The sequence below is a fragment of the Halomonas garicola genome (assembly GCF_031935715.1).
In the GTDB taxonomy this organism is placed as follows: Bacteria; Pseudomonadota; Gammaproteobacteria; order Pseudomonadales; family Halomonadaceae; genus Vreelandella; species Vreelandella garicola.
Genome location: NZ_JASSZF010000016.1, coordinates 1 through 23,717, shown reverse-complemented (window position 1 = coordinate 23,717; position 23,717 = coordinate 1). Strand labels below are relative to the sequence as shown.

General features: G+C 63.3%; 21 protein-coding genes. 11 read left to right on the top strand and 10 right to left on the bottom strand.

Annotation, left to right across the window (positions count from 1 at the left end):
• Positions 1–25 precede the first annotated feature (25 nt).
• The 3 genes from moaB to RS027_RS07470 are packed head-to-tail and all read left to right on the top strand — an operon-like array spanning position 26 to position 2,262.
• Complete coding sequence (moaB, locus tag RS027_RS07480; protein ID WP_311955619.1) at positions 26–547, top strand: molybdenum cofactor biosynthesis protein B; 522 nt, start codon at positions 26–28, stop codon at positions 545–547.
• On the top strand, positions 540–1,763 hold the full coding sequence (locus RS027_RS07475) for a molybdopterin molybdotransferase MoeA (RefSeq protein WP_311955618.1): 1,224 nt from the start codon (positions 540–542) through the stop codon (positions 1,761–1,763). The genes moaB and RS027_RS07475 overlap by 8 nt, the downstream gene beginning before the upstream one ends.
• Positions 1,764–1,800: 37 nt before the next feature.
• Positions 1,801–2,262: a DUF3465 domain-containing protein gene (locus RS027_RS07470; RefSeq protein WP_311955617.1), complete on the top strand. Its 462-nt coding sequence runs from the start codon at positions 1,801–1,803 to the stop codon at positions 2,260–2,262.
• 2 nt (positions 2,263–2,264) lie between these two features.
• On the opposite strand, the gene RS027_RS07465 is transcribed toward RS027_RS07470, so the two are convergent.
• A complete protein-coding gene (locus RS027_RS07465) occupies positions 2,265–2,816 on the bottom strand; it encodes a hypothetical protein (protein ID WP_311955615.1) in 552 nt (183 codons plus the stop codon).
• 14 nt (positions 2,817–2,830) lie between these two features.
• Entirely contained in the window at positions 2,831–4,606 is a 1,776-nt protein-coding gene (locus RS027_RS07460) for an OPT family oligopeptide transporter (protein ID WP_311955613.1), read from the bottom strand.
• Between the two features lie 272 nt (positions 4,607–4,878).
• Between RS027_RS07460 and RS027_RS07455 the strand changes: the two genes are divergently transcribed.
• From RS027_RS07455 to RS027_RS07435, 5 genes are all read left to right on the top strand, one after another.
• Entirely contained in the window at positions 4,879–5,817 is a 939-nt protein-coding gene (locus RS027_RS07455; RefSeq protein WP_311955611.1) for an ABC transporter ATP-binding protein, read from the top strand.
• Entirely contained in the window at positions 5,814–6,575 is a 762-nt protein-coding gene (locus RS027_RS07450; RefSeq protein ID WP_311955609.1) for an ABC transporter permease, read from the top strand. Before RS027_RS07455 ends, RS027_RS07450 begins: the two co-directional genes overlap by 4 nt.
• A gap of 52 nt (positions 6,576–6,627) precedes the next feature.
• Positions 6,628–7,632 (top strand): nucleoid-associated protein, encoded by a 1,005-nt coding sequence (locus RS027_RS07445; RefSeq protein ID WP_311955606.1) that lies wholly within the window; start codon positions 6,628–6,630, stop codon positions 7,630–7,632.
• Positions 7,633–7,719: 87 nt separating this feature from the next.
• A complete protein-coding gene (locus tag RS027_RS07440; protein ID WP_311955604.1) occupies positions 7,720–8,169 on the top strand; it encodes a tellurite resistance TerB family protein in 450 nt (149 codons plus the stop codon).
• Complete coding sequence (locus RS027_RS07435) at positions 8,170–8,811, top strand: exopolysaccharide biosynthesis protein (protein WP_311955601.1); 642 nt, start codon at positions 8,170–8,172, stop codon at positions 8,809–8,811.
• Positions 8,812–8,851: 40 nt separating this feature from the next.
• Here RS027_RS07435 and RS027_RS07430 read toward each other — a convergent pair whose 3' ends face one another.
• Positions 8,852–9,562 carry an SIMPL domain-containing protein gene (locus RS027_RS07430; RefSeq protein ID WP_311955598.1) on the bottom strand — a complete coding sequence of 237 codons (711 nt, stop codon included), beginning with the start codon at positions 9,560–9,562 and terminating at the stop codon, positions 8,852–8,854.
• A gap of 153 nt (positions 9,563–9,715) precedes the next feature.
• Here RS027_RS07430 and RS027_RS07425 point away from each other — a divergent pair, with 153 nt between their 5' ends.
• Positions 9,716–10,264 (top strand): ferritin-like domain-containing protein, encoded by a 549-nt coding sequence (locus RS027_RS07425; protein ID WP_311955596.1) that lies wholly within the window; start codon positions 9,716–9,718, stop codon positions 10,262–10,264.
• A 160-nt stretch (positions 10,265–10,424) separates the two neighbouring features.
• On the opposite strand, the gene RS027_RS07420 is transcribed toward RS027_RS07425, so the two are convergent.
• The 7 genes from RS027_RS07420 to RS027_RS07390 form a co-directional block, all read right to left on the bottom strand.
• Entirely contained in the window at positions 10,425–11,396 is a 972-nt protein-coding gene (locus RS027_RS07420; RefSeq protein ID WP_311955594.1) for an ABC transporter substrate-binding protein, read from the bottom strand.
• 95 nt (positions 11,397–11,491) lie between these two features.
• Complete coding sequence (locus RS027_RS07415) at positions 11,492–12,859, bottom strand: GntP family permease (protein ID WP_311955592.1); 1,368 nt, start codon at positions 12,857–12,859, stop codon at positions 11,492–11,494.
• 142 nt (positions 12,860–13,001) lie between these two features.
• Positions 13,002–15,038 (bottom strand): TonB-dependent receptor domain-containing protein, encoded by a 2,037-nt coding sequence (locus RS027_RS07410; protein WP_311955590.1) that lies wholly within the window; start codon positions 15,036–15,038, stop codon positions 13,002–13,004.
• Between the two features lie 234 nt (positions 15,039–15,272).
• Positions 15,273–17,759, bottom strand: coding sequence for a trimethylamine-N-oxide reductase TorA (gene torA, locus RS027_RS07405; RefSeq protein WP_311955586.1), 2,487 nt, complete (start codon positions 17,757–17,759; stop codon positions 15,273–15,275).
• On the bottom strand, positions 17,756–18,415 hold the full coding sequence (locus tag RS027_RS07400) for a TorD/DmsD family molecular chaperone (protein ID WP_311955583.1): 660 nt from the start codon (positions 18,413–18,415) through the stop codon (positions 17,756–17,758). Before RS027_RS07400 ends, torA begins: the two co-directional genes overlap by 4 nt.
• Positions 18,412–20,085, bottom strand: coding sequence for a c-type cytochrome (locus RS027_RS07395; protein ID WP_311955581.1), 1,674 nt, complete (start codon positions 20,083–20,085; stop codon positions 18,412–18,414). Before RS027_RS07395 ends, RS027_RS07400 begins: the two co-directional genes overlap by 4 nt.
• Before the next feature lie 487 nt (positions 20,086–20,572).
• Positions 20,573–22,099 (bottom strand): Na+/H+ antiporter NhaC family protein, encoded by a 1,527-nt coding sequence (locus tag RS027_RS07390; protein ID WP_311955578.1) that lies wholly within the window; start codon positions 22,097–22,099, stop codon positions 20,573–20,575.
• Positions 22,100–22,395: 296 nt separating this feature from the next.
• On the opposite strand from RS027_RS07390, the gene RS027_RS07385 reads away from it, so the two are divergent.
• Positions 22,396–22,866, top strand: a complete 471-nt coding sequence (locus tag RS027_RS07385) for a flavodoxin family protein (protein WP_311955575.1) — start codon at positions 22,396–22,398, stop codon at positions 22,864–22,866.
• Between the two features lie 159 nt (positions 22,867–23,025).
• Positions 23,026–23,717 (top strand): helix-turn-helix domain-containing protein (locus tag RS027_RS07380; RefSeq protein WP_311955572.1); only part of this gene is annotated, 692 nt, incomplete at its 3' end.

Here is a 23,717-nt window from a genome sequence, read left to right as displayed (position 1 = left end):
CCTTATTACAGAGGGCAATATCGCCATGAGCGAACCGATGATACCGCTGAATATCGCGGTGCTGACCGTTTCGGACACCCGTACCGAAGACACCGACAAAAGCGGCCGGACGCTTGTGGAGCGCGCCACCGAGGTCGGGCACCGAGTGGTGGAAAAGCGCCTGGTGGCCGACGACGTTTACCACGTCCGCGCGATTGTCGCCGGCTGGATCGCCGATCCCGACATCCAGGTGGTGCTGACCACCGGCGGCACCGGTTTTACCGGCCGCGACTCCACCCCAGAGGCCGTTTCGGTGCTGTTGGACAAGGAAGTCCAGGGCTTCGGCGAGCGTTTCCGCCAGCTCAGCGGCGACGAGATCGGCAGCTCTACGGTGCAGAGCCGCGCGCTTGGGGGGCTTGCCAACAACAGCGTGATCTTTTGTCTGCCCGGCTCCACCGGCGCCTGCCGCACCGGCTGGGACGGCATCCTCGCCGAGCAGCTCGACAGCCGCCACAAGCCGTGTAACTTCGCTAACCTGGTGATTCCGGGGCGGGGGCAGCATGGCTGAACAGTCTTCTCCTGAGCTTGGCACCGTTGAGCAGGCGCTGGGCGCGCTGCTGGAAGGCGTTACCCCGCTGGAGAGCGAACCGCTCTTGCTGGATCACGCCGGCGGGCGGGTGCTGGCCGCAGACCAGATCGCCCGGCTGAACGTCCCCGACTTTGATAACAGCGCCATGGACGGCTACGCCCTGCGCGCGGCGGATGGCGGCCAGTGGCTGTCGGTCAGCCAGCGGGTGGCCGCCGGCAGCGCCCCGGAGCCGCTGGCTCCCGGCACCTGCGCGCGGCTGTTTACCGGCGCCCCGGTGCCCCCTGGAGCCGACTGCGTGGTGATGCAGGAGCGCGTCGAGCGCGAGGGCGAGCGCGCCCGCTTCCCCGAAGAGCTGACCGTCGGCGACAGCATCCGCCGGCGCGGCCGGGACGTCGCCAGCGGCAGCGTTCTGCTTGCCGCCGGCACTCGGCTGGACGCCGCCGCACTCGGCCATCTGGCCGGGCAGGGCGTGGTCGAAGTCGAGGTGCGCCGCCGGCCGCGGGTGGCGCTGTTATCCACCGGGGATGAGGTCATCGATCCCGGCACGCCGCTGGGCCCCGGCCAGCTTTATAACACCAACCGGCCCATGCTCAAGCGCCTGCTGGAAAGCTTTGGTGCCGAGGTCACCCGCTGCGTCAACGTGCCCGACGACTTCGACGAGACCCGAGCGATCCTTGGCGAGGTTGCCTTTGATGCCGACGTGGTGATCAGCACCGGCGGGGTCAGCGTGGGCGAGGAAGACCACGTCAAGCACGCCCTGGAAAGCCTCGGCCAGCTGGACCTCTGGCGGCTCGCCATCCGCCCGGGCAAGCCGCTGGCCCTTGGGCGTTTACCCAACGCCCGAAACGGCGGCGACACCCGCTTTATTGGCCTGCCCGGCAACCCGGTTTCCAGCTTTGTTGGCGCCTGGCTGTTCCTGCGCCCGCTGATGGGCGCGTTTTCCGGCTGCCCGGCGCTTGACGCGCTGCCGGCGATCCCCGCCACCGCCGATTTTGCCACCCGCACCGGCCCGCGCAGCCACTACATGCGCGCCGCGCTTGCGTTTACCCCCGAAGGCCCGGTTGCTACGGCCTTTGCCGACCAGAACTCCGGCGTGCTCTCGTCGTGTGTGGGCGCCGACGCCCTGGTGGTCGTGCCGGCCCATACCGCGGTGGAGAAGGGCGACGCCGTGACCTGCCTGTGGATCAAAGGCTGATAAGCAGCCCTGGCGCCATTTTGAAGGAGCGGGTGGGATGAAAAGAGCGGGCGTATGGGGGCTGCTGCTGGCGATGATGATCGCCGGCATGGCGCAGTACAGCCCGTCGCTGCTGTCGCGGATCACCGGCGACGCCGGCCCGCCGGCGCCCGCCGCGGACGAGCAGCAGGGCGACGGCGCCCACCCGACTTACCAGCGGCGCCACCACCGGCAGCAGATTGCCGATAGCGGGCGGGTGGTAGCGATACTGGACGATGACCTGGACGGCAGCCGCCACCAGCGGTTTATTCTGCGCCTGGCCAGCGGGCAAACCTTATTGGTTGCCCATAATATCGACCTGGCCCCGCGGGTCAGCGGGCTGGAGGCCGGCGATACCGTGGCGTTTTACGGCGAGTACGTGTGGAATGACAAGGGCGGCGTACTGCACTGGACCCACCGCGACCCCCGGGGCGCCCATCCGGGCGGCTGGTTAAAGCACCGGGACCGCCGCTATCAATAGCTTCAAGAGGCCGTATTACTGTGCTGCTTTTGCGCCGCATCGAACACGTCCAGCGCGTGTTTGAACTGGTCGTTGGCCTTGGAGACGTACAGCAGCACTTCATCGACATAGCCGTCGGTTGAGGCCGACCAGATGCGGTTGATATAGCGCTCGCCCGCGGCAAAGGAGCTCATGATGTCAGCAAAGCTTTGAATGCCGAAAAGGTGCTTCATGCTGTTGCGCGCATCGGCAAACTGGCGTAAATCCTCGCGAAACAGATGATCAATTTCAAAGCGCATGTCATAGGTAGGCACCTTGTCCTTGCGGCCTTCCAGGGCGTTCAGGTTGGCCACGATGTTATGCAGCGACGTGTCCATGGTCGTCTGGTTGTTCTTGAGCGTATCGCTATGGATGGCGGCTTTGTTGGACTCCTTGATATACACAAGGGCACTCACAAAGCCCACCAGCATGGTCGGGGTAAACAGTAGCCAGTTAACCTCGTTTTCGTCCAGCGAGGCTAAAAAAGCACCGCCTAAAAAGGCGAGGATCACCAAAATAAAGGCTGCGTTTTTCATCTGTCTATTCCTTGTCAGGCCGATGCAATCACGTAAACGGCGTTGCCCACGCCAACCAGGGCCTCACCGACGATGAGGCCTGCGGCAATCGGAATGCCTTTATTTTCTGCCCACGCCTGGCCTTTGGTGCGGTCCACAATCTCGCGGATTAACGTGCCCACGGCGTAGGTGAGAACAATACTGAAGGGCAGATAAAAGCCCAGGCCGACGGTAATGCCCAGCCCCGTTTGCAGTAGCGACAGCAGGCCGCCCAGCACCGCCCCGGCGATGTACTTGGCGGCCGGCACGTCGCCGCCGGTAATGCCTTCTACCATAGAGGCCAACGCCTGACCCTGGGGCGCGGGGAACTCCTCGCCCCCGAGGCCAAAGGCCTTATGCAGCATAAAAATGAGAATGATAACGATGATGGGGCCAAGCCAGGCCCCCATAAACTGGCCCAGCTGTTGCTTGCGCGGGGTCGCCCCGACCAGGTAGCCGGTTTTCAAGTCCAACATCAGGTCGGTTGCCTGGCTCATCGCCACGCAGGTGGCAGCGCCCACGGTAATCGCCGCCACGATGGCCGGGCCGGTGCTCATGCCGCCAAACATCTGGGTCACCATGATCAACAGGGTAACGGCAATCAGGGTTAACCCCGACAGCGGCGACCAGTTGGTACGGCCAATGGATTCGGACAAAATTATACCCGCCATCCAAATCCACAGAGTACCTAGCGCGGCCATCACGACACCGCGCAATAAGCCCACTTCCTGGGCCGACGTCACGGCCATGACGCCGAGCAATATAGCGGCACCCACCACCGCGAAGTAGAGTAGCTTGATGGGCATTTCATCCTTGCTTAACGCCGCATTGTTCTTGGCTGATGACTGCATCGACTTGATCGCCGAGGCGATGAGCGGCAGGGCAAATAAAACCCCCACAATGGCGCCGCCAATCAGCATGCCGATCCCGGTAGGCCTGAATAATATTAACCGTAATTGGTTCGGGTCAGTGATGGTGGTGCCATCAACGACGGGAAACATGCCGGTAATATCCAGTAGCGGGGCTAATACCCAGTAGCAAACGAAGCCACCGATGATAAACGCAAGCCCGCCACGGCCGGCAATAAAGGCCACGGCGGCGGTCATTAAGGACAGATACCAGGTGCCGTTGAGGTAGGCCGGCAAGCCCAGCTGTTCGAACAGGGGCCAGTACTCAACCCCCGACACGAGAGAGACGACGTGCACGATGCCCGACAGCAGCATGGCGCCGACCAACAGCAGCGCCTTGCGAATGCCCGCCCCGGGCGATTTCAGAATCGACGCCACCGCCACCCCGCCGGGGTAGGTCAGGCGTTCGTAGTCGATCATCTGCTTGCGCAGGGGGATAATAAAGGCGATCCCCAGAAAGGCCCCGGCGATAGCGCCAAACGTCAAGACGTAAGGGTTGAACTCGGTGCCGTAGCCCAGAATAAAAATCGCCGGTACGGAAAACATCATGCCGGACGAGGCCCCGTTAACGCCGGAGGCCACCGTTTGAACCACGTTATTTTCCACGATGGACCGGCGACGCAGCATGCCGCGCAAAATACCAAAGCCTAAAATCGCCGCCAGCTCGGAGCCTTCGATGGAAAAGCCCAGCTTCAACGACGCATAGCCAATCGAAATGGCGAGAACAATACCCAGAAGATAACCCACAATAATGGCATGCAGCGTGAGTTCCGGGTAAGGACCTCGGGTAAGAGGGTCGTGGCTAAGGGAGCCTTGGGTCAGGGAGCCCTGGCTAGGCGGGGCGTCGGGGCTTTTTTTAGACATGCTGTTCTCAAGCTATATGCAACGAATTGACGGGCCATATGGCGTGCTTACAAGAGCGCGTTATACTTCTGCCACCTTGGCTGGCTGGCGTGAAAAATCCGCCGAAAATAACATGAATATAAAGTATGCCTCAAGTTGAAAATAAGCGCCGAGTTTGCCCATGCTGGCCGTCGCCAACGCCGCGGTAGAGCCGGGCGATACGTGCGGCTGGCGAGCGCTACCCCTAAGCGTGCTAAGGTAGAACGCCTTTACGTCTTGCTCGGGAGGCTGTGGTGAACGATTCCATCATTCGTATCAACGGCGTGGGCAAGACCTACGAGGGCGGCTTTGAGGCGTTGAAGCGCGTGGATCTTGAGATCCAGCGCGGCGAGATTTTTGCCCTGCTCGGCCCCAACGGCGCGGGCAAGACCACGCTGATCAGCATTATCTGCGGGCTGGTATCGCCCAGCAGCGGGGATATCCGCGTAGCCGGGCACGACATCATCACCCAGTACCGCGCCGCGCGAAAGCTCATCGGCCTGGTGCCCCAGGAGCTGACCAGCGAAGCGTTCGAAACGGTGTGGAACACGGTGAGCTTCAGCCGCGGCCTGTTCGGCAGACCGCCAAGCCCCGCGCACATTGAAAAGGTGCTGCGCGCGTTAAGCCTCTGGGACAAGCGCAACAATCGCCTGATGACGCTCTCCGGCGGCATGAAGCGCCGAGTGCTCATCGCCAAGGCGCTGTCCCACGAGCCCCGGGTGCTGTTTCTTGACGAGCCCACCGCCGGGGTCGACGTTGCCCTGCGCCGGGAAATGTGGGGCGTGGTGCGCCGGCTGCGCGAAGACGGCGTGACCATCATTCTCACCACCCACTACATCGAGGAGGCCGAGGAAATGGCCGACCGCATCGGCGTGATCAATCACGGCGAAGTGGTGCTGGTAGAAGAAAAGGCCGCGCTGATTCAGAAGCTCGGGCGCAAGCAGCTCACCCTGCAGCTGCACACGCCGCTTTCCCGGGTGCCCGAGGTGCTCGCGCCCTTTGATCTGACGCTTGCCGACGACGGCGCGACGCTCAAGTACACCTACGACGCCGCGGCGCGGGAAGAAGGCGAGCACGGCATCGCCGCACTGCTGAGCGCGCTAAAAACCGCCGGTATTCGCGTCAAGGATTTGAACACCCGGCAAAGCTCTCTGGAAGATATCTTCGTTGACCTGATTCAGGAGCGTGCATGAACCTCTACCCCGTCCGGGCCATCTACATGGCCGAAATTGCCCGGGTGCGCCGCACCCTGCTGCAGAGCATCGTCTCGCCGATTATTTCTACCTCGCTGTATTTTGTGGTGTTCGGCGCGGCCATCGGTTCGCGCATCGACCAGGTCGGCGGCGTGAGCTACGGCGCCTTTATCGTCCCCGGGCTGATCATGCTGATGCTTTTGACCCAGAGCGTGTCCAACGCCTCTTTCGGCATCTTTTTTCCCCGCTTTTCCGGCAGCATCTACGAGCTGCTTTCGGCGCCGATATCGTATCTGGAGATCGTCATCGGCTACGTCGGCGCGGCGGCGACCCGGTCGATCGTGCTGGGGCTGATTATCCTTGCCACGGCCAACTTCTTTGTGCCGCTGCACATTGCCCATCCGCTCTGGATGGTGCTGTTTCTGGTGCTCACCGCGGTGACCTTTAGCATGCTCGGGTTTATCATCGGCATCTGGGCCGACGGCTTTGAAAAGCTCCAGCTGGTGCCGCTGCTGGTGATTACGCCGCTGACGTTTCTCGGCGGCAGCTTTTATTCCATCGATATGCTGCCGCCGTTCTGGCAGGGCGTGACCCTGTTCAACCCCGTTGTCTATCTGGTCAGCGGCTTTCGCTGGAGCTTCTACGGCGTCAGCGACGTCAGCATCGGCGCCAGCGTGGCGGTCATCGCGCTGTTTCTGGCCCTGTGCCTGGCGACCGTGGCGTGGATATTCCGCACCGGCTACCGCCTCAAGCCCTGAGCCGGCGTTTCGGCCCAGGCCTTTATCCCGTACTGAATAAAAGACAGCCGCCATGCCGCTATTGCACAGCATCGTTCATCGCCTTGACCCGACTCTTGACGGCGAAACGCTAACCCTGACGCCCGCCGACGCCGCCCACCCGCTGGATGACCCGCACCTCGAGGCGCTGGCGGCGGCGCTGCATGAAACCTTCAACGCCAAGCCCAAGGGCTGGGGCCGCTTTGCCGAAGAGGGCGCCGAGGCCGCGCCGGTATCGGCCTGGCTGCAGGCCTGGCTTGACGGCAGCGATAATTTTGCCGGCGTGACGCAAAAGCTGGCCGAACGCCTGGCCAACCGCCTCGCCGGGCAGCTGGGCGTTGGCGGCTATCTAGTGCTCGTTGACCAGCAGCAGGGCGATACCCGCACGCTGCTCGTGGCGCTGGTTCACCAGCGCGAGGGTATCGGCATTGACGCCTCGCACCACGCCGTGCCCGCGGCCCAGCTCAACGTGCGCCAGCTGACCTTTGCCGCGCGGCTGAACATCACCCAGTGGCAGGGCGGCGACGGGCAGACCCAGTACGCGTCTTTTCTTAAGGAGCGCGGCGGCAGCAAGCTTGCCCTGGCGCTGGCCGAGTGCCTGGGCATTGTTGAGGGCGCCGACGCCCCGGCGGATACCCGCACTCTGCTCAAAGCGTTCAGCGACTACGTCGAGAAAGAGGACCTGGACGATACTGCCAGCCGGGAGAAAACCGACGCCCTGGTGGGCTACGCCAACGAGCAATTGAGCCGGGGCGAGCCGATGACCCTGGAAGACGTCTCGGAGCTGGTGGACGAGCAGCAGCCCAAGGCGTTTTACGACCATATCCGCAACGCCGACTACGGCCTGGCGGCGGAAATCCCCCCGGATAAGCGCACGCTCAATCAGTTTCGCCGCTTTACCGGCCGCGCCGGCGGGGTGTCGATCAGCTTCGATTCGCACCTGCTCGGCGGCAGCGTGGAATACGACGAGGCCGGCGACCGCCTGATCATCAAACAGGTCCCCGCCAAACTGAAAGAGCAGCTGAAAGGCCAGGGCTGAGCCCGGCGGTGCAACTCTGGCCTGTTGGCACGGTCAGAAAGGCCCACCGCCGCCCTTTAAAGATGACAGAACAAACAGGAGTCCCGCATGCTGGACGCCGTAACCCAGTTTTTTCAGCGCGCCCTGGCCGAGCCCGAGCAGAGCCGGGACCCGGCGCTGACCCTGGAGCTCGCCTGCGCCGCGCTGCTGTGTGAAGTCATGCGCGCCGACTTTGACTCAAGCGCCGACGAACGCGCCGCCCTGCGTACCATGCTGGTCTCAAGGCTTTCCGTGAGCGCCGACGAAGTCGACGAGCTGATGGCGCTGGCCGAGCAAAAGGTCGACGACTCCGTGGATCACTACCAGTTCGTGCGCCTGATCAGCGAGCACTACGGTGAGGTCCAGCGCTATGAGCTTGTCAAGCTGATGTGGCAGATGGCCTGGGCCGACGGCGAGGTCGACCCTCTGGAAGAGCACCGTATCCGCCGGCTGGCGGGGCTTTTGTACGTCAGCCACAGCGATTTTATCCGCGCCAAGCTGGCCGTAGAGGAGCGCTGAATGTCCGAGTCCGATACCTCCCAGACAGCGGCGGCAGAAGTGAGCGAGGAGGAAGAAGCGCCGTTAACCGCCAACCTCACTGAGCTTTTGGCGCTGCTGGAACGCATCGAGCGGCACAACCCCAACATCAGCGTGGACGACGTGCTGGCGGCCATCGGGCGGCGCTCCTTCGGCCCCATGCTGCTGATCGCCGGGCTGATCACTCTTGCGCCGCTGATCGGTGACATCCCCGGCATGCCGACCCTCATGGCACTGCTGGTGCTGCTCACCGCCGGCCAGCTGCTGGCCGGGCGCAAACGTTTCTGGCTGCCCGGCTGGCTGGTCAGGCGCAGCATCTCTCGGGAGAAGTTCGACAAGGTCCTGCCGTACATGAAAAAGCCCGCCCGCTGGGTGGATAAGCTCTTGCGCGTGCGCCTGCCGTGGCTCACCGGCTACTGGGGCAGCCGGCTTACCGCGCTTGCCGGCATCGCCATTGCCCTTGCCATGCCGCCGATGGAGTTCATCCCCTTTACCGCCAACGGCGCGGGGCTTGCGCTTGCGCTGTTAGGCCTGGGGCTTGTCGCCCGGGACGGACTGGTGCTGCTGATCGGCTTTACCCTGACCGTCGCTACCTTCGCCATTGTCGGGGTGAACCTGTTTTAAACCGTTCCTTTTAACATGCCCGGCGTTTCGGCGCGGCCGCTTATTCCAGGTAATAGTCCACCGTGGTGACCACGCGGACGGTCTTTTCGGCCTGCTGGGTCTGGCTGACGCCGGCGGCGTGGTCCCGGGCGCGGATCTGGAAGACGCCCTGATTGGCACGGCGAAGCTTGCCTACCTCGGCGCTGGCGTCTTCGGCAAACTGCTCGGCGGACTGCCGGGCAGCGGCGGTGGCGTTGGCGATCATTTCCGGCTTGATGTCGTTGAGCTGGCTGAACAGGTAGCTAGGGCCGCTATCGCCGTAGTCGGACGACAGCACCACGCCGGCATCCACCAGCTCGCCGATGGCCTGGGCGGCCTGGCGCACGCGGTCGATATTCTGGCTGCGCACGGTGAGGGTCTGGTTGATGATGAAGCTCGGCCCGCCGTCGCTGCTCTGGTAGGGATCGGCGCTGGTATCGTTGACGCTGAGCTTTTGCAGTTCCACGGCGTCGGTGTCGATCTGCTGGCGGTCGAGAAAGGCCATGACAGCGCGCTGGCTCTCCCGAGCGTTGGCCTGGGCCTTTTCCAGGGTGTCGCCGGTCGCCACAAAGCGCAGCGGCCAGAGGGCAGTGTCGGCGGTGACGTCGCGCTCGGCCAGGCCTTTTACCGTCACGTAGCGGTCGCCGGTGCCCAGATCGGTCAGGCCGCTGCCGATGAAGGTGGCGGCGATGATGCCGGCGGCGCCGAGAATCAGCGCGGGGACGATACGCATAGCGGCCTCTCTGTGTGATGCTGGATGAATACTGGGTTAACAAGTGACGCGCGGGCGCGGGGTTGTGGTGTATCACGGTAAGGTGAAATACTGCAAACACCGTGTAGCCCCGGAACCCGCCGAGGTACGCACATCCACAGAAGGAGAGACGTTATGGTTGATCAGCCGTTTCTGACCGACATCAAGACCATTCGCGAGCGCGCCCGCCGGCACATCGAGCAGGGTGCGGTAACGGAGGGCTACACCGCCGACCGTGAAAACGTCATCCGCCTGCTGAACGAGGCGCTGGCCACCGAGATTGTCTGCACCTTGCGCTACAAGCGCCACTATTACATGGCAGAAGGACTCAGCGCCAGCGTGGCCCAGGCGGAGTTCCTGGAGCACGCCCAGCAGGAGCAGCAGCACGCCGACTGGCTGGCCGAGCGCATCGTGCAGCTGGGCGGGGCGCCCAACTTTTCGCCGGAAGGGCTGGTGACTCGCTCCCATGCGGAGTATACCGAGGGCGATTCCCTGCGCGAAATGATCAAGGAAGACCTGATTGCCGAGCGCATCGCCGTGGACAGCTACCGCGAGATTGCCACCTACCTGGGTGACAAGGATCCGACCTCCCGCCGGCTGATGGAAGATATCCTCGCCCAGGAAGAAGAGCACGCCGACGACATGGCCGGCCTGCTCGACGGGCTGGATGCCATGGGCCGGTAAGTCGCTTGCCGGCGCGCGTAGAGCCGGCATGTGACGAAGACGGCATCAGAAACAAAGCGGCCGCCCCGAGATACAACTCGGGGTAGCCGCTTTGTTTTATGCCTCTATCCTGAATTCACGCTCCCCGCCGGGGAGCACTCTTTCCAGGCGATGTGGCTGATCAGGCGTCGGGGATCTCCAGCGCGTCCTGTACGGCGGGCCAGGCTTCCTGTTCGCCGCTGCGGGTGGTGACGCCTTCCGTGAAGGCCTTGACCTTTTCGGGGTGTTCCTTCAGCCACTCCCGGGCGACGTCGTCGGCGGGCTTTTCGTCAAAGCTGAAGCCGTAGATCATCGCGCTCTGGTCGTCGGCGCTGAAGCTCAGCTGGTCGAGCAGCCGGGTGGCGTTGGGCTGATCCTCGGCAAAGGCCTGGCGTACCAGGGTGCGCACGTTGCTGCGGCCGCCTTCGTCGCCCCAGAAGTCTTCGGGATCGTCGAGGTAGCGCACGTCGTACTCGATGTTCATCCAGTGCGGTGTCCAGGCGGTGAAGACCACCCACTCTTCGCGCTGTAGTGCGGATTTTACCGTGCTCAGCATGCCCGGGGTGGAGGTTTCGGATACGTTCCACTGGGTCAGGTCGTAGGTGTCCTTGTCCATGTTATCGTCAAGAATCTCGCTGATGCCCGAGCCCACTTCGATGGCATAAATCGTATCGCCAAACTTCTCGCGCAGCTCGGGATCCTTGAGGTCCTCACCCGAAGTCACGCCGGCATCATAGACGTAGGTGGGTACGGCAAAGCCCAGCCGCGCGCCGTCGACGTTGTTGCCCAGGTCGTTGATTACGCCTTCTTCCATGGCGGTGTCGTAGGAGGTGCTCTGGCCGGGCAGCCAGGCGGCAAGGTAGACGTCCACGTCGCCCTGATTCAGCGCCTCGTAGGCGATGGTGGAGCCCAGCTCTTGCTGCTTCGGCTCGTAGCCCAGCGCTTCCAGCAGCTGGCCGGCAAGCTCGCTCTTGACGGTGACCCCGGGCCAGGACGGCACGGCAAAGCGTACGTCGGCGGGCTCTTCGGCCACAGCGGTAGCGCTGGCGGCAAGCGCACCGACGAGTACGGCAGCGCCCAGGGCAGGGGGAACAAAGCGTTGATGGGAGTACATGGCGGCTCCTTGAAAATCCACGAATAGACATTCTACAAATAAAAGGTCAGAGCCAAACCTTACCCGCCGGCGCGCTCAAAGAGCAAAAAAGGCGGCTACAGCAGCACAAGCGACAGCAGATAGACCAGCAGGATGGCGGTGACGCCCTGCACCAGGGTGGCAAGGGTCTGGGCGCGGTAGGCCAGACCCACGCTCATGCGGCTGAAGCGCGAGACCACCCAGAAAAAGCTGTCGTTGGCGTGGGAGACGGTCATCGCCCCGGCGCCGATGGCCATCACCGTCAGCGTGCGTCCCATGTCGCTGCCCAGGCCCAGGGAGTCAAGCATCGGTGCGACCAGCGCCGAGGTGGTGACCAGCGCCACGGTGGACGACCCCTGGGCGGACTTCAGCCCGGCGGAGACGATGAACGGCATGAAGATGCCGATGCCCAGGGTGGAAAGCGTGTTGCCCAGATAGTCGCCCAGCGGCGAGGCGCTGAGCACCGCGCCAAACGCGCCGCCGGCCCCGGTGATCAGCAGGATGGGCGCGGCGGAGACGATGCCTTCGCTGATGCGCTCGCTGAACTCGCTGATCTTGCTGTCGCTTTTCAACAGCGTCGTGGACAGCAGCAGGCCGATGAGCAGGGCGGTAAGCGGCTGGCCCAGCAGGCTGAGTACGGCCATGGCGGTGCCTTCGCCGAAGGGCGCGGCGGGTAGCCGGGCCACGGTGCCGATGCAGATCAGCGCGATGGGCACGATGATCGGCGCGAACGCCGCCAGCGGCCGGGGCAGGCGGCCGTAGCTGGCCTTGAGCGCCTCCCAGTCCTGATGCTGGTGGCGGGCTTCCGCTTCCGTCAGGGTGTCGTCCACGTCGGGCTGGGTATTGACGAAGCGCCGCGCCCAGAGCATGCCGGCAAGCGCCGCCACGGCAGCCACGGGAATGCCGGCGGCAATGACCAGCCCCAGGTTGGACTCGAGCCCCAGGTTGCCCGCCGCGGCGATGGGCCCCGGCGTGGGCGGAATGAAGGTGTGGGTGGCGTAAAGCCCGGTGGCCAGCGCCACGCTCATGGCGATGGGCGAGGTGTCGAGCTTTTTGGCCAGCGACTCTTTCAGCGAGTTAAGGATGATAAAGCCCGAATCGCAAAACACCGGTATGGAGACGATGTAGCCGATCACCGACATGGTAAGCGTAGGGAAGCGGTCGCCGAGTCTGGCGATCATGACGTCGGCCATGGTGATGGCAGCGCCGCTCTTTTCCAGGATCACCCCGATGATGGTGCCCAGGACGATGACCAGGCCGATGTAGCCCAGAATGCCGCCAAAGCCGGAGGTGATGGTCTCGACCACCGAGTCGATCGGCAGCCCGTAGGCAAACGCGGCGATGAACGCCGCCCCCAGCAGGGCAAGAAACGGATGCAGCTTAAGCTTGCTGGTGGCGAGCACGATAAACCCCACCACCAGCAGTAATATTACGATCAAACCCATGGTTGTCCCCTGCGCGTTGCGTTTTCATGTCGGGCGGCCGCCGTTGCAGCGCCGCAAGGTGCTTTAATACGCACCCGCCGGGGAAATGTAAAGAGGGCAAAACCGCGCCTTGTGCCCGCACCTCGGCGCGGGCACCGGGCGGTTAAAATTCCACGGTAACGCCGAGGTTGTAGCGGCGTCCGTCGAGGACCTTTTCGAAGTCGGCGTAGTTCACGTCCTTGTCCAAGGCGTTGTACACGCCGCCAAACAGCTTGGCGCTGGGCGTGAGCTGATAGGCGGTGCCCACGTCGACAAAGGTGTAGGAGGGGATTTCCCGACCGCTGCTGCCGTGGAACTGCGGCGCGCCGCTGGAGCGGCCGCGGAAGTTGACCCGGGTCCAGGCCGAGAGCGGGCCTTGCGGCTCCCAGTCAAGGGTGGCGTTGGCCATGTGCTCGGGCAGGTTGTTGAGCGAATCTCCCTTGTCGTCGCCGCTTTTCTGCTCGGAGTCGGTATAGGTGTAGCTGGCGGTGAGCGAGTAGGCCTCGGCCAGCGGCAGGGTCAGCGTGGCTTCGACGCCCTGGGTCACGGCCTTGTCGATATTCTTGCGGGTGTCGATATAGGCGTACTCGTGGTCATCGCCTGCTACTACGCACTCTGGCGCCACGTCGTCGCCGCGGTAGGCGCCGCTGTAGCACACCGGGTCTTCGGCGATCTTGTCCTTGAACTCGTTATGGAAGACGGTGAGCCCCACCTGAGTGCCGCTGTCGTTGCCCCAGAGCACCCCGAGCTCTTTGTTCAGGCTTTTTTCCGGCTCTAGGTCCGGGTTGCCGATGAGCAGCGCGTTGCCGCCGGGTCCGCCCGTGGCCTGGCCCCAGCCCGGCGCGGTATAGCGCAGGTCCGGCGCGCGGTAGCCGCTGGTGATACCGCCTTTTACCGTCCACTGCGGCGTCGTGTTCCACACGCCGTAAAGGCGCGGTGACCAGTGGGTGCCGTAGTTTTCGTCCTTGTTCAGGCGCGCTCCGCCGGTGAGAGAGAAGTCCTCGGTCAGCATCCACTCGTCTTCGACGAACAGCGCCCACTGCCAGCGGTCGATCTTGCCTTTATCGTCCGCCAGGGTGTTGCCCTGGCTGGTGAGCTTTTGCGTCTCGTACTGGCCGCCAAGCGTCAGCATGTGCATGCCCAGGGGCAGCACCGTCTGGGTATTGAACACGGTATCTTCGTAGTTGATGCCGCCCCGGGCGTTGGGGTTGCGGACTTTCTCGTGCTGGACGTAGCTGTCCGAGGTGCCGATGTCCCAGCTCCCTTTGTGGCTGAGCGTATAGTGGCGGCGGTCGTATTCATCCTTGGAGCGGGTGTTGGGGCCGCGCCGACCCTCTTCGGCGATGGATTCGCCGGGATTGGTGGTGCGCTCCTGCTCGCTATAGCCGGCTTCCAGGGAAAGGTCGTGATCCTCGGAGGCGTTCCAGCTAAGCTCGGCCGTGGCGTTGGCCAGGCGCTGGTCGTTGTAGCCGTTGACGATCTGGTCTTCGTCGCGCTGGGAGTACTGCCCGTAGACCTTGAGCCCGAGCACGTCTTCCTTGAGCGGCCCGCCCACGTAAAAGCGGCTCTGCTGCCGATTGCCGGAGTCGGCGTCTTCCTGAATCGTGGTGTCGACGGTGACGCTGCCGCCCCATTCCCGCTCGACGCTGCGGGTGATGATGTTGACCACGCCGCCCAGCGCATCGGAGCCGTATAGCGACGACATCGGCCCGCGGATGACCTCGACCCGCTCGATAGCCGAAAGCGGCGGCAGCCAGCCCTGCTCGATGCCCGGGCCGTCGCTGCCGGGGCGCGTCTCACGCGAGCCCTGGCGCTTGCCGTCGACCAGCATCAGCGTGTACTTGGCGCCCATGCCGCGAAGGCTGATGTCCTTTGAGGAGCCGCCGCCGGTGACGACCACGCCGGGCACGTCTTTCAGCGCGTCGGTGACGTCGCGGTAGGCCTTGTCGTCAAGCGTCTGACGGTCAATCACGCTGATCGAGGCCGGCGCATTTTTGGTCTGCTGCTGGTAGCCCGTGGCCGTGACCACGACGTCATCGAGCTCGGCGGTGTCCTGGGCCTGGACAGCGGCGCTGGCAAGCCCGGCCATGGCCAGCGCCAACCCACGCTTGGGAAACCTGGGGTGGGGTCGTGAGGCCTGCCGGGGCGGAAGAAATGACATGATGTTCCCTTACGGTGCGTTGTATGAATTAGCAGCGCGGCATAAGATAATGGGAATACTTTTTATTTGCAATAACTATCGCATCCATGCAGGGAACTTTTTAGCGTTAAAAATGCCGCCGTCCGACGGTGCGCGGTCGTTGCCAAACGCCAGGCATAAATACCAGACACAAAAAACCGGGCCGCGTTGGCGGCCCGGTTAAGGGGATGGCATCAAACGTTTCGCCTGTCAGCGTTAGCCGGCGTCGCGCGGTGACGGCTGGGAGAATACCGTTACCTCGGGCAGGTCATCGGTAAACTTCTCGACGTCGGCGACCCCGGTCTGTCCGCAGTTGGCCTGGGCCAGTTTGGAGGTGGCGATGCCCGGCGTCAGGACGTTGACGTCGCCGTAGCTGCACAGGCTGCCGATCTCGGTCGGGTCGACGGGGTCGAACCAGCCGCCTTCCTGGACGCGAATGACGCCGGGCATGATGTCTTCGGTTACGACCGCGCCGGCGAGCAGCTGCCCGCGATCGTTGAAGACCCTCACGACGTCGCCGTCCTTGATGTCGCGCTCCTCGGCATCCCGGGGATTGAGCCAGCAGGGCTCCCGCCCCTGCACCGCGTAGGTCTCGCGGAAGGAGGTGCCGCAGATCTGCGAGTGCAGGCGGCCGCGGGGGTGGTTGCTGGCAATGCTCAGCGGGTAGCGGGTCGTGGGGCCGTCCAGGCGTTCGATGGGCTCAAGCCAGGTTGGGTGCGGCGGGCAGTCGTCGTAGTCGTACTCGGCGATGGCCCGGGAGTAGATCTCGAACTTGCCGGTGGCCGTGCCCAGGGCGTTGAGAATCGGATCTTCGCGGAAGGCTTCGTGCCTGACGAAGTATTTCTGCTCGTCCTTCAGCGGAAAGCCCAGCGGCTCGTTGGATTCCCAGAAAACGTCAAAGACCGGCATTTCCATGCCCTTGGCGCGGGCTTCGATCTTGGCGCCTTCGTAGAACCCGCGAATCCAGTCCATCTCGGAGCGACCTTCGGTAAACTCGTAGCCTTTACCCATTTTGTCGGCAATGTCGGCGAAAATATCGAAGTCGCTGCGCGCCTCGAACTGGGGCTCGACGATCTTTTTCATCGCCACGACATGGCTCAGGGCGTAGTCGCCGAGCTGTTCGATATCGTTGCGCTCGTAGGAGGTGGTGGTGGGCAGGACGATGTCTGCGTGCCGGGCGGTGGCCGTCCACTGGAAGTCGTGGACGATAAAGGTGTCCAGCTCCCGCCAGGCGCGGAGCATCTCGTTGCGGTCCTGGTGGTGGGCAAAGGGGTTGCCGCCCGCCCAGTAGGCCAGCTTGACCAGCGGAAGCTTAATCTCGTTGCCGTTGAACTGCATGGTCTCGCCGGGATTGAGCAGGGTTTCCACAAAGCGCGCTACCGGAATCATGGTGTCGCTGCCGGACTCGTCAACGGAGCCGCCGTCGCCGCCGCCGGCGGCATCGCCGATGGCCTTGAGAATGGGGCTTTCGTGAGTCGGCGCGCCGCCGGACGAGTAGTGATAGCTGAGGCCGTAGCCGCCGCCGGGCAGGCCGATCTGGCCGAGCATGCAGGCCAGGGTGACCAGCATCCAGGTGGACTGCTCGCCGTGGTGCTGGCGCTGCATGGAATAGCCCAGCGCAAACATGGTGCGGTGGTTGGCAAAGCGCCGGGCCAGGTCGCGGATGGTGTCGGCCTCAAGGCCGCAGATCTCCGCCGCCCAGTCGGCATCCTTGGGTTGGCCGTCGGCCTCGCCGGTCAGGTAGGGGAGAAACTCGTCGAAGCCGCTGGTATAGCGGTCGAGGAAGTCCTGATCGTGGAGATCTTCGCTGTACAGGGTGTGGGCGATGCCCAGCATCAGCGGAACGTCCGTCTGCGGCTTGGGCGCGATCCACTCGCCGTCCAGGTAGTCGCAGGTATCGGTCATCAGCGGGTCGATGGAGAGGGTGTCGACGCCGGCTTCCTTGAGCGCCTCCATGCCCTCGAAGGCCCCGTGGTCAGCGATCTGCCAGGAGATCTGGGAGTTGTTGCGCGGGTCGCAGCCCCAGTACACCATGAGCTCGGTATGCTCTGCGAGCACCGGGTAGGTGGTGCACTGCTCATACACTTCGATGGATCCGCTCACGTAGGGCAGAATGACCTGGGCCGCCCCGGTGGAGTAGTCGCCGATGCTCGAGGTAAAGCCGCCGGTCAGGTTCAGCATGCGCCGCAGCAGCGTCTTGCAGTTGTGCAGCTTGCCGGGGCTTTTCCAGCCGTAGGAGCCGCCGTACACCGCCTGCTGGCCGTAGGTGTCGCGCACCCGGGTAATTTCCTTGGCGACCAGGTCAATCGCCTCTTCCCAGGAAACGCGGACGAAGTCGCCGTCGCCGCGGCTGTCCGGGTCGGCCCCCGGCCCCTGCTCCAGCCAGGCGCGACGCACCATGGGATAGCGGATGCGCGAGGCGGAATAGATCGAGTCGCGCACCCCGTCAAGCATCGGGGTGGGGTGCGGGTCCTTCGCCCAGGGCTTGAACTCGACGGCGCGGCCGTCTTCGACGATGCCCTTGAAGGCTCCCCAGTGGCTGCCGGACAACATTTCCTGCTGGCCGGTCTGGGCCAGGGCGCCGCGGCTCAGCAGCGACATCGAGAACGGCATGGAACCCAGCGCCACGGTGGCGGCAGAGCCCTGGAGAAAACGGCGCCGGGAGAAGGCGCTGACGGGAGCGTCGGAAAACTTGGTACTCATGCGAACTCTCCTTCAATTCGTTCGGTCGCTATCGCTTCTTCCCCCTCGAGCGCAGCGGCGGACTCGCGGATCAGGGCAAGCAGTAAATCGCCCGCGGCGCCGTAAAAGCCGCCGGCGTCCTGGCGGGTGAGCGCCGCGCAGAAGGCCGGCACCCAGCCCTGGAGCCGGCGGATCAACTCTTGAGCGATGCGTTTCTGGCCGTCGCGCAGCGCCATGGCAAGGGCGGCAAGCTCGATGGCCAGGTGGTCGGCCGGTTCACAGCACTCGCCGCTTACGTGCAGGTCGAGGGCGCGCAGCGTGGCTTCCATCTCGGTAACCGGCGTGCCGCCGAGCACCGTGCCGTCGGCGCCGGGCTGCCAGGCGCTTTCGTAGGGCAGCACGGCGCTGGGCGGGAAGATTCCCTCGAACAGCGCCGTATAGCGGCGCTGCAGCGTGACGGCAAGCGGTGTGGGCGCTTCCCGGGTCAGGGCCTGGTCGATGGCTTGGGCCGCTTCCCGGGCGCTCAGCTGCTCCCCCATTTGCGCCAGCGCGTCGCGCCCGGCCGGGGCGACGTACGTTTCCACCAGCCCCGCGTCGGGCGGCGCGGCGAACACGCCGCCAAGCCAGTCGGCCGCGGTCATCAGCGCGCTGACGTCGGTTGCGGTGTCGCGGCTCATTGCGGCACTCCTTCACTGGCGTGCTCCGGCACCGCCTCGCCGGCTTTTTCGGGGGTCAGATCGCTTGAGTGGTTCTGCAGGTACGCAAGGATCAGGCGATACTCGTCGTCGCTGAAGGTGGTAAAGCGCTTCATGGACTTGAGCGTACCGATCCACTGGTTGGCGGTGTAATGCCCCTTATCCGGCAGCGTATGGCAGGACGAGCAGCTGGTCTGGTAGGCATCCTTGCTGTAGCTCCATAGCTCATCCAGGTCGAGATTGACCTCGTCGGCGGCGGACCAGGCTTCCAGAGAGACCGGGCGCCAGACCTGATCGGTGTTGGGGTCGGTTTCGCTTTCGCCGCGCTGGGTGGCTTCAATCGCCCGGTCGCCAAGGGCGGCCATGATCACCCGCTGACCCTTTTCCTGATAAATGACCGTGGGCGAGTTCTCCGGCTGCCAACCCTTGATCTCGAACTTGAGCCTGTCGTTTTCCCGGTCCAGCACTTCAAGGGAGGCGCCGCCCAGCAGCTTGCCGTCTTCGCCCTCGCCGTCCTGCTCCGCCGAGGAGAGGAACAGCGACTTGGTGCCGGCCACGTGGACGCGATCGCCCACGTCGACCTTCTGCGGCTCGCTGGTCGGCAGCGGCGGCCGGCTGTCCACCATGGTGTCGAGCATCACCACTTCTTCGGTGCGGTTGGGTTCGGGCATGCCCGGGGCCGGGTTATCAATGGCCGGCAGGTGGTTCAGATAAACGGCCATGGCCTGCAGATCTTCCCAGGGCAGCTGCGACGTATTGTCGATGACTTCCGCCATGTCGCCGCCGGCGGTACGGCCGATGGGGCTGATGCCGGTATGCAGGTAGTTGGCGATGGACGCGGCCGACCAGAAGCCGATGCCGGTCTCGTCCGGGGTGATGTTGGGGTAGTGGCCGGTACCTTCGGGGTTTTCACCGCCGGCGTAGCGCTTGTCGCCGGGGACGTTACCCATGAAGGTACGCGGCGAGTGGCACTCTACGCAGTGGCCGGCGCCTTCCACCAGGTAGCGGCCCTTTTCGAACTGTTCGCGATCGACGTCTTCGGGCAGGTTGTCAGCGCTGACGCCCACTTCCTCGGTGCTCTTGTCGTTGAGAAAGGCAAGCCGCCAGACACCGATGCCCCGGCGCAGGTTGTAGGGGAACTTGAGCTCGTGATCGGGCACTGCCTTGTCGCTTGCGGGCAGCTCCATCATGTAGGCGTAGAGGTCGCGCACGTCTTCCGGCTCCATGCGGACATAGGAGGTATAGGGAAACGCCGGATACAGGTTCTTGCCGTCGGGCCAGAGGCTGCTGGGACCGACGCCCTCGCGCAGCGCGCGGTCAAACTCGGCCAGGGTCCAGCCGCCGATGCCGTGCTCCGGGTCGGGCGAAATGTTGGGCATGTGAAACTTGCCGAAGGCGGTATCCAGCACCATGCCGCCGCCCAGCTGTTCGTCGCTCTCCTGGTCGGTCGTCGCGTGGCAGGTGGCGCAGTCGGAGGCGACAAAAATGCGCCGGCCGTTGTCGAGGTCCGCCTCGCCCTCGGCGCTTTCAATATCGGGGATGTCGTGTGTCGCTGACCACATCCAGGGGGAGGTCAGGACGAGGAATCCGGCGATGCCGATGATGACGAGTACCACCATCGCAACGGAAATTTTCTTGCCTTTGCTTGGCATGGCTTGCTCCCATGGTTGCCGCAATGGTGATGCGCATGACTCACGCAATATCCCGCTTGGGGATCGGTTATGCTCAAGCGCCCGACCAGTGGGTCATCAAGTTTCCTTGCACTGTCTATTCATTATTATATTCTTTTACGCTAAAGGTGGGCGACACTAGTGACAACAGCGGTGGTGTTTCAATGGGACTTTGGTTGATGTGAGTCAAAAAAGAGCGCTTTTTATTTTTGACGTTTTAACCACCTCGGCAAGTTTTATTCGTTATTATAAAGGTGCTTTTAAAATACGCCTTATTAAGGGTAAAAGAAGTATATAGTTTGCATTTTACTATGGCTGTCGTTCTTTTAAGGCGGCGCCTATCAATGCTCGCCTAGTTAGCGGTTACCAATAAAAAAGCAGCTCCCAAAGGAGCTGCCGTTTATCCATCAAACCAGCCATCAAAGAGGCCGGGAGGCTTTATCAGGCAAGCCTTGACGGGGTCGCCGGGTCATGACGTTTCCGGCGTTTTCCGGGAAGCCAGAAACTTGATCAGCAGGCCCTGGATCACCACCCCGATCAGCAGTAGCAGGTAGGGCGACGCGACGACGATAGAGCCCACATAAAGCAGGGCGCTTACCGCCGCCGGGACCGCAGCATAGGGGATCTGCGTGCGCACGTGGGCCACGTGGTCTGAGCCGGAGAAAATGGACGCCATCACCGTGGTGTCGGAAATGGGCGAGCAGTGATCGCCAAAGATGGAACCCGAGAAGATGGCCCCAATAGCCATGCTGACCAGCGTCATGTCGCCGATGTTGAAGGCTAGAGGGACGCCGATGGGGGTCAGAATCGCCATGGCGCCCCAGGAGCTGCCGGTGGAAAAGGAAATGACCATGGCGATGAGAAATATCAGCAGCGGAAGCAGGTTGGGTGACAGCCACTCGCGGGTCGCCTCGATGACGTAGTCCCCGGTTTCCAGGGCGTCGGTGACCGTGCCGATTGACCAGGCCAGCACCATGATCACCAGGGCGGGAAGCATCGTTCTGAAGCCCGCCAGCAGAGTTTTCTCGCAGTCTTCCATGGTCTGCTTCTGCAGCAGGGCCATTGCCATGCCTACCGCGACCATGGCGAAGGCCGCCCAGCTTAGCGCGACGCTGACGTCGGTATCGGCAATGGCGTCCATCAGCGGCTTGCCTTCGGCGCCGCCGCCGGTATACCAGAGCGCCCAGCAGCCGAAACCGATCAGCACGATCAGCGGAACGATGAAGTTCCACACGCTGCCGCGTCCTTCGGGGACCTCGCCCAGGTCTTCTTCCACGCTGGAAAGGGGCGTATCGCCGGGCGCAATCAGTTCGCCCTTTTCCGACGCCCGCCGCTCTGCCTTGCGCATGGAAGCAAAGTCGCCCATCAGGATGATCATGGGAACGGAGATCAGGCACAGCAGGGAATAGAAGTTCCAGGGGATTGACTGCAAAAATACCCAGTAGGGCTTTTCGTCGGTTAGGCTAATGACGGCAAAGGCGCCGGCAATCAGGGAGACCTGGTAGCCGATCCAGTCCGAAACGGGGCCGATGGTCGCCATGGGCGCCGAGGTGGCGTCCATGACCCAGGCGAGCTTTTCACGGGAGACGTTCTGCTTGGCGGTCAGCTCGCGCGACGCGTTGCCGACGATGACCGAGTTGACGTAGTCGTTGAAGAAGATAAGCACGCCGAGCGCCCAGGTGAGCAGCAGGGAGCCCCGGGAGGTGGATATTTTTCCGGATAGCCACTGGGCCAGCGCCTGGGAGCCGCCGGTGCGATGCATGAAAGCGGCCCCGGCGCCGAGCAGAGAGACGAGCACCAGAAACCGGGCGTTCCACTCGTCGGTCATGACCGCGGCAAACCAGTCGAACGTCTGGGCAATACCGGCAATCGGGTTGCCGGTGAATATCCAGCCGCCTATCCAGATACTCACGAACAGCGAGATGTTGACCCGCCGGGTCGCAAGGGCAAGCGCTACCGCAAAAAGCGGGGGCAATAGCGAGATGAAAGCGTCCAAGGCCGGTCTCCTGCACGTTGTTTTTCTGCTGTCTGTCTACTGATCGTAGTCGCCCCCGGCGGGATGAACAATTCGCTTGCGTTCTACTTTAGTGGCCGTAGTGGTAATGGTAGTGGCAGTGGCCATAGCGGTTATGGTGGCTGCTGGCTGGGGGAGGGTGACGGTATCCGGCGTGGGGTGATGGCCGCTCAAGAAAGTGCCGGGTCTGGTACCGTGAAGAGGCCGGGGGATGCTATAAGGCCCGCGGCGGTTCGCACTCGGAATGGCATTCGTCCTCACACAATTCGGAGGCCCCCATGCCGGAAAGCAAAACGCTTCTGATTATTGCGCACGCGCCCTCTCCCAATACGCAGAAGCTGTCCCGCGCCGTTGCCAGCGGCGCGTCGGATGCCGACATCGACAACGTCGCCGTGCGGTCGCTGGCACCGCTTGATACCCAGCCCGACGATATCAACAGCGCCGACGCCGTTATTCTGGGTACCACGGAAAATCTTGGCTATATGGCCGGCTTAATGAAGGACGTCTTTGATCGCTGCTATTACCCGTGCCTGGAAAAAAACCAGGGGATGCCGTTCGCGTTTTATGTTCGGGCCGGCCACGATGGCACCGGTACGAAGCGAGCGATTGAAAGTATTACCCAGGGGATGAGCTGGAAGCTGGTGCAGGACCCGCTGATTTGCCGAGGAGAGTTTCAGGAAGCGTTTGTCGAACAGTGTGAAGAGTTGGGGCTATTGATGGCGGCGAGTTTAGACGCCGGCATTATCTGACGAGCCCTTAAGTGCTCATACTAAGTCATCATATAAAGCACTCATATAAAAAAGCAGCCCCACGAGGGGCTGCCGTTTATCGGCTCTTCGACGTCGGGTGTGGAATTCACCCCCTGAGCTAGGCCAGGATATGACCTCCACGATGACAGGAGGTAGGACATGAACGGCACTCAGATTCTAACCCTTGGCCTGGGTCTTGAAGCGCCCTGGATTCTCAAGGACCAGCACCTGGATACTACCGTGTCACCTCACCGGCTGGAGCTTCATGTTGAAGCCGAACGAGGTAGCCTCTACCCCTGCCCGGAGTGCGGTAAGGCCTGCCCGGCCCACGACTTTGCCGACAAGACCTGGCGCCACCTGAACTTCTTCCAGCATCACTGTTACCTGCACGCCCGCGTGCCTCGCACCCAGTGCCCCGAGCATGGCGTCAAGCGCATCGAGGTGCCCTGGGCGCGGCCGGGCAGCGACTTCACCCTGCTGTTCGAGCAGGCCGCCATGGCCCTGGTCCGGGAGATGCCGGTGCTGGCCGCTGCCCGCCTGATCGAGATCACCGACAAGCGCCTGTGGCGCATCGTGCATCACTATGTCGGCCGCATGCTCGAGCAACTCGATTTATCCGCGGTCAAGGCCGTGGGCCTGGATGAAACCGCGGCCAAGCGCGGCCACCGCTACGTCACCGTGTTCCTCGACATGCAGCGCAAGACCGAGCCGGTGCTCTTCGCCGTGCCAGGCCGGGGCAAGGCCACGATCGAGGCCTTCAGCGACTTCCTGGCCGCGCATCAGGGCGCTCCCGGCAAGGTGCTGGAGGTGGTCTGCGACATGTCGCCGGCCTTCCTCAAGGGCGTGGAAGA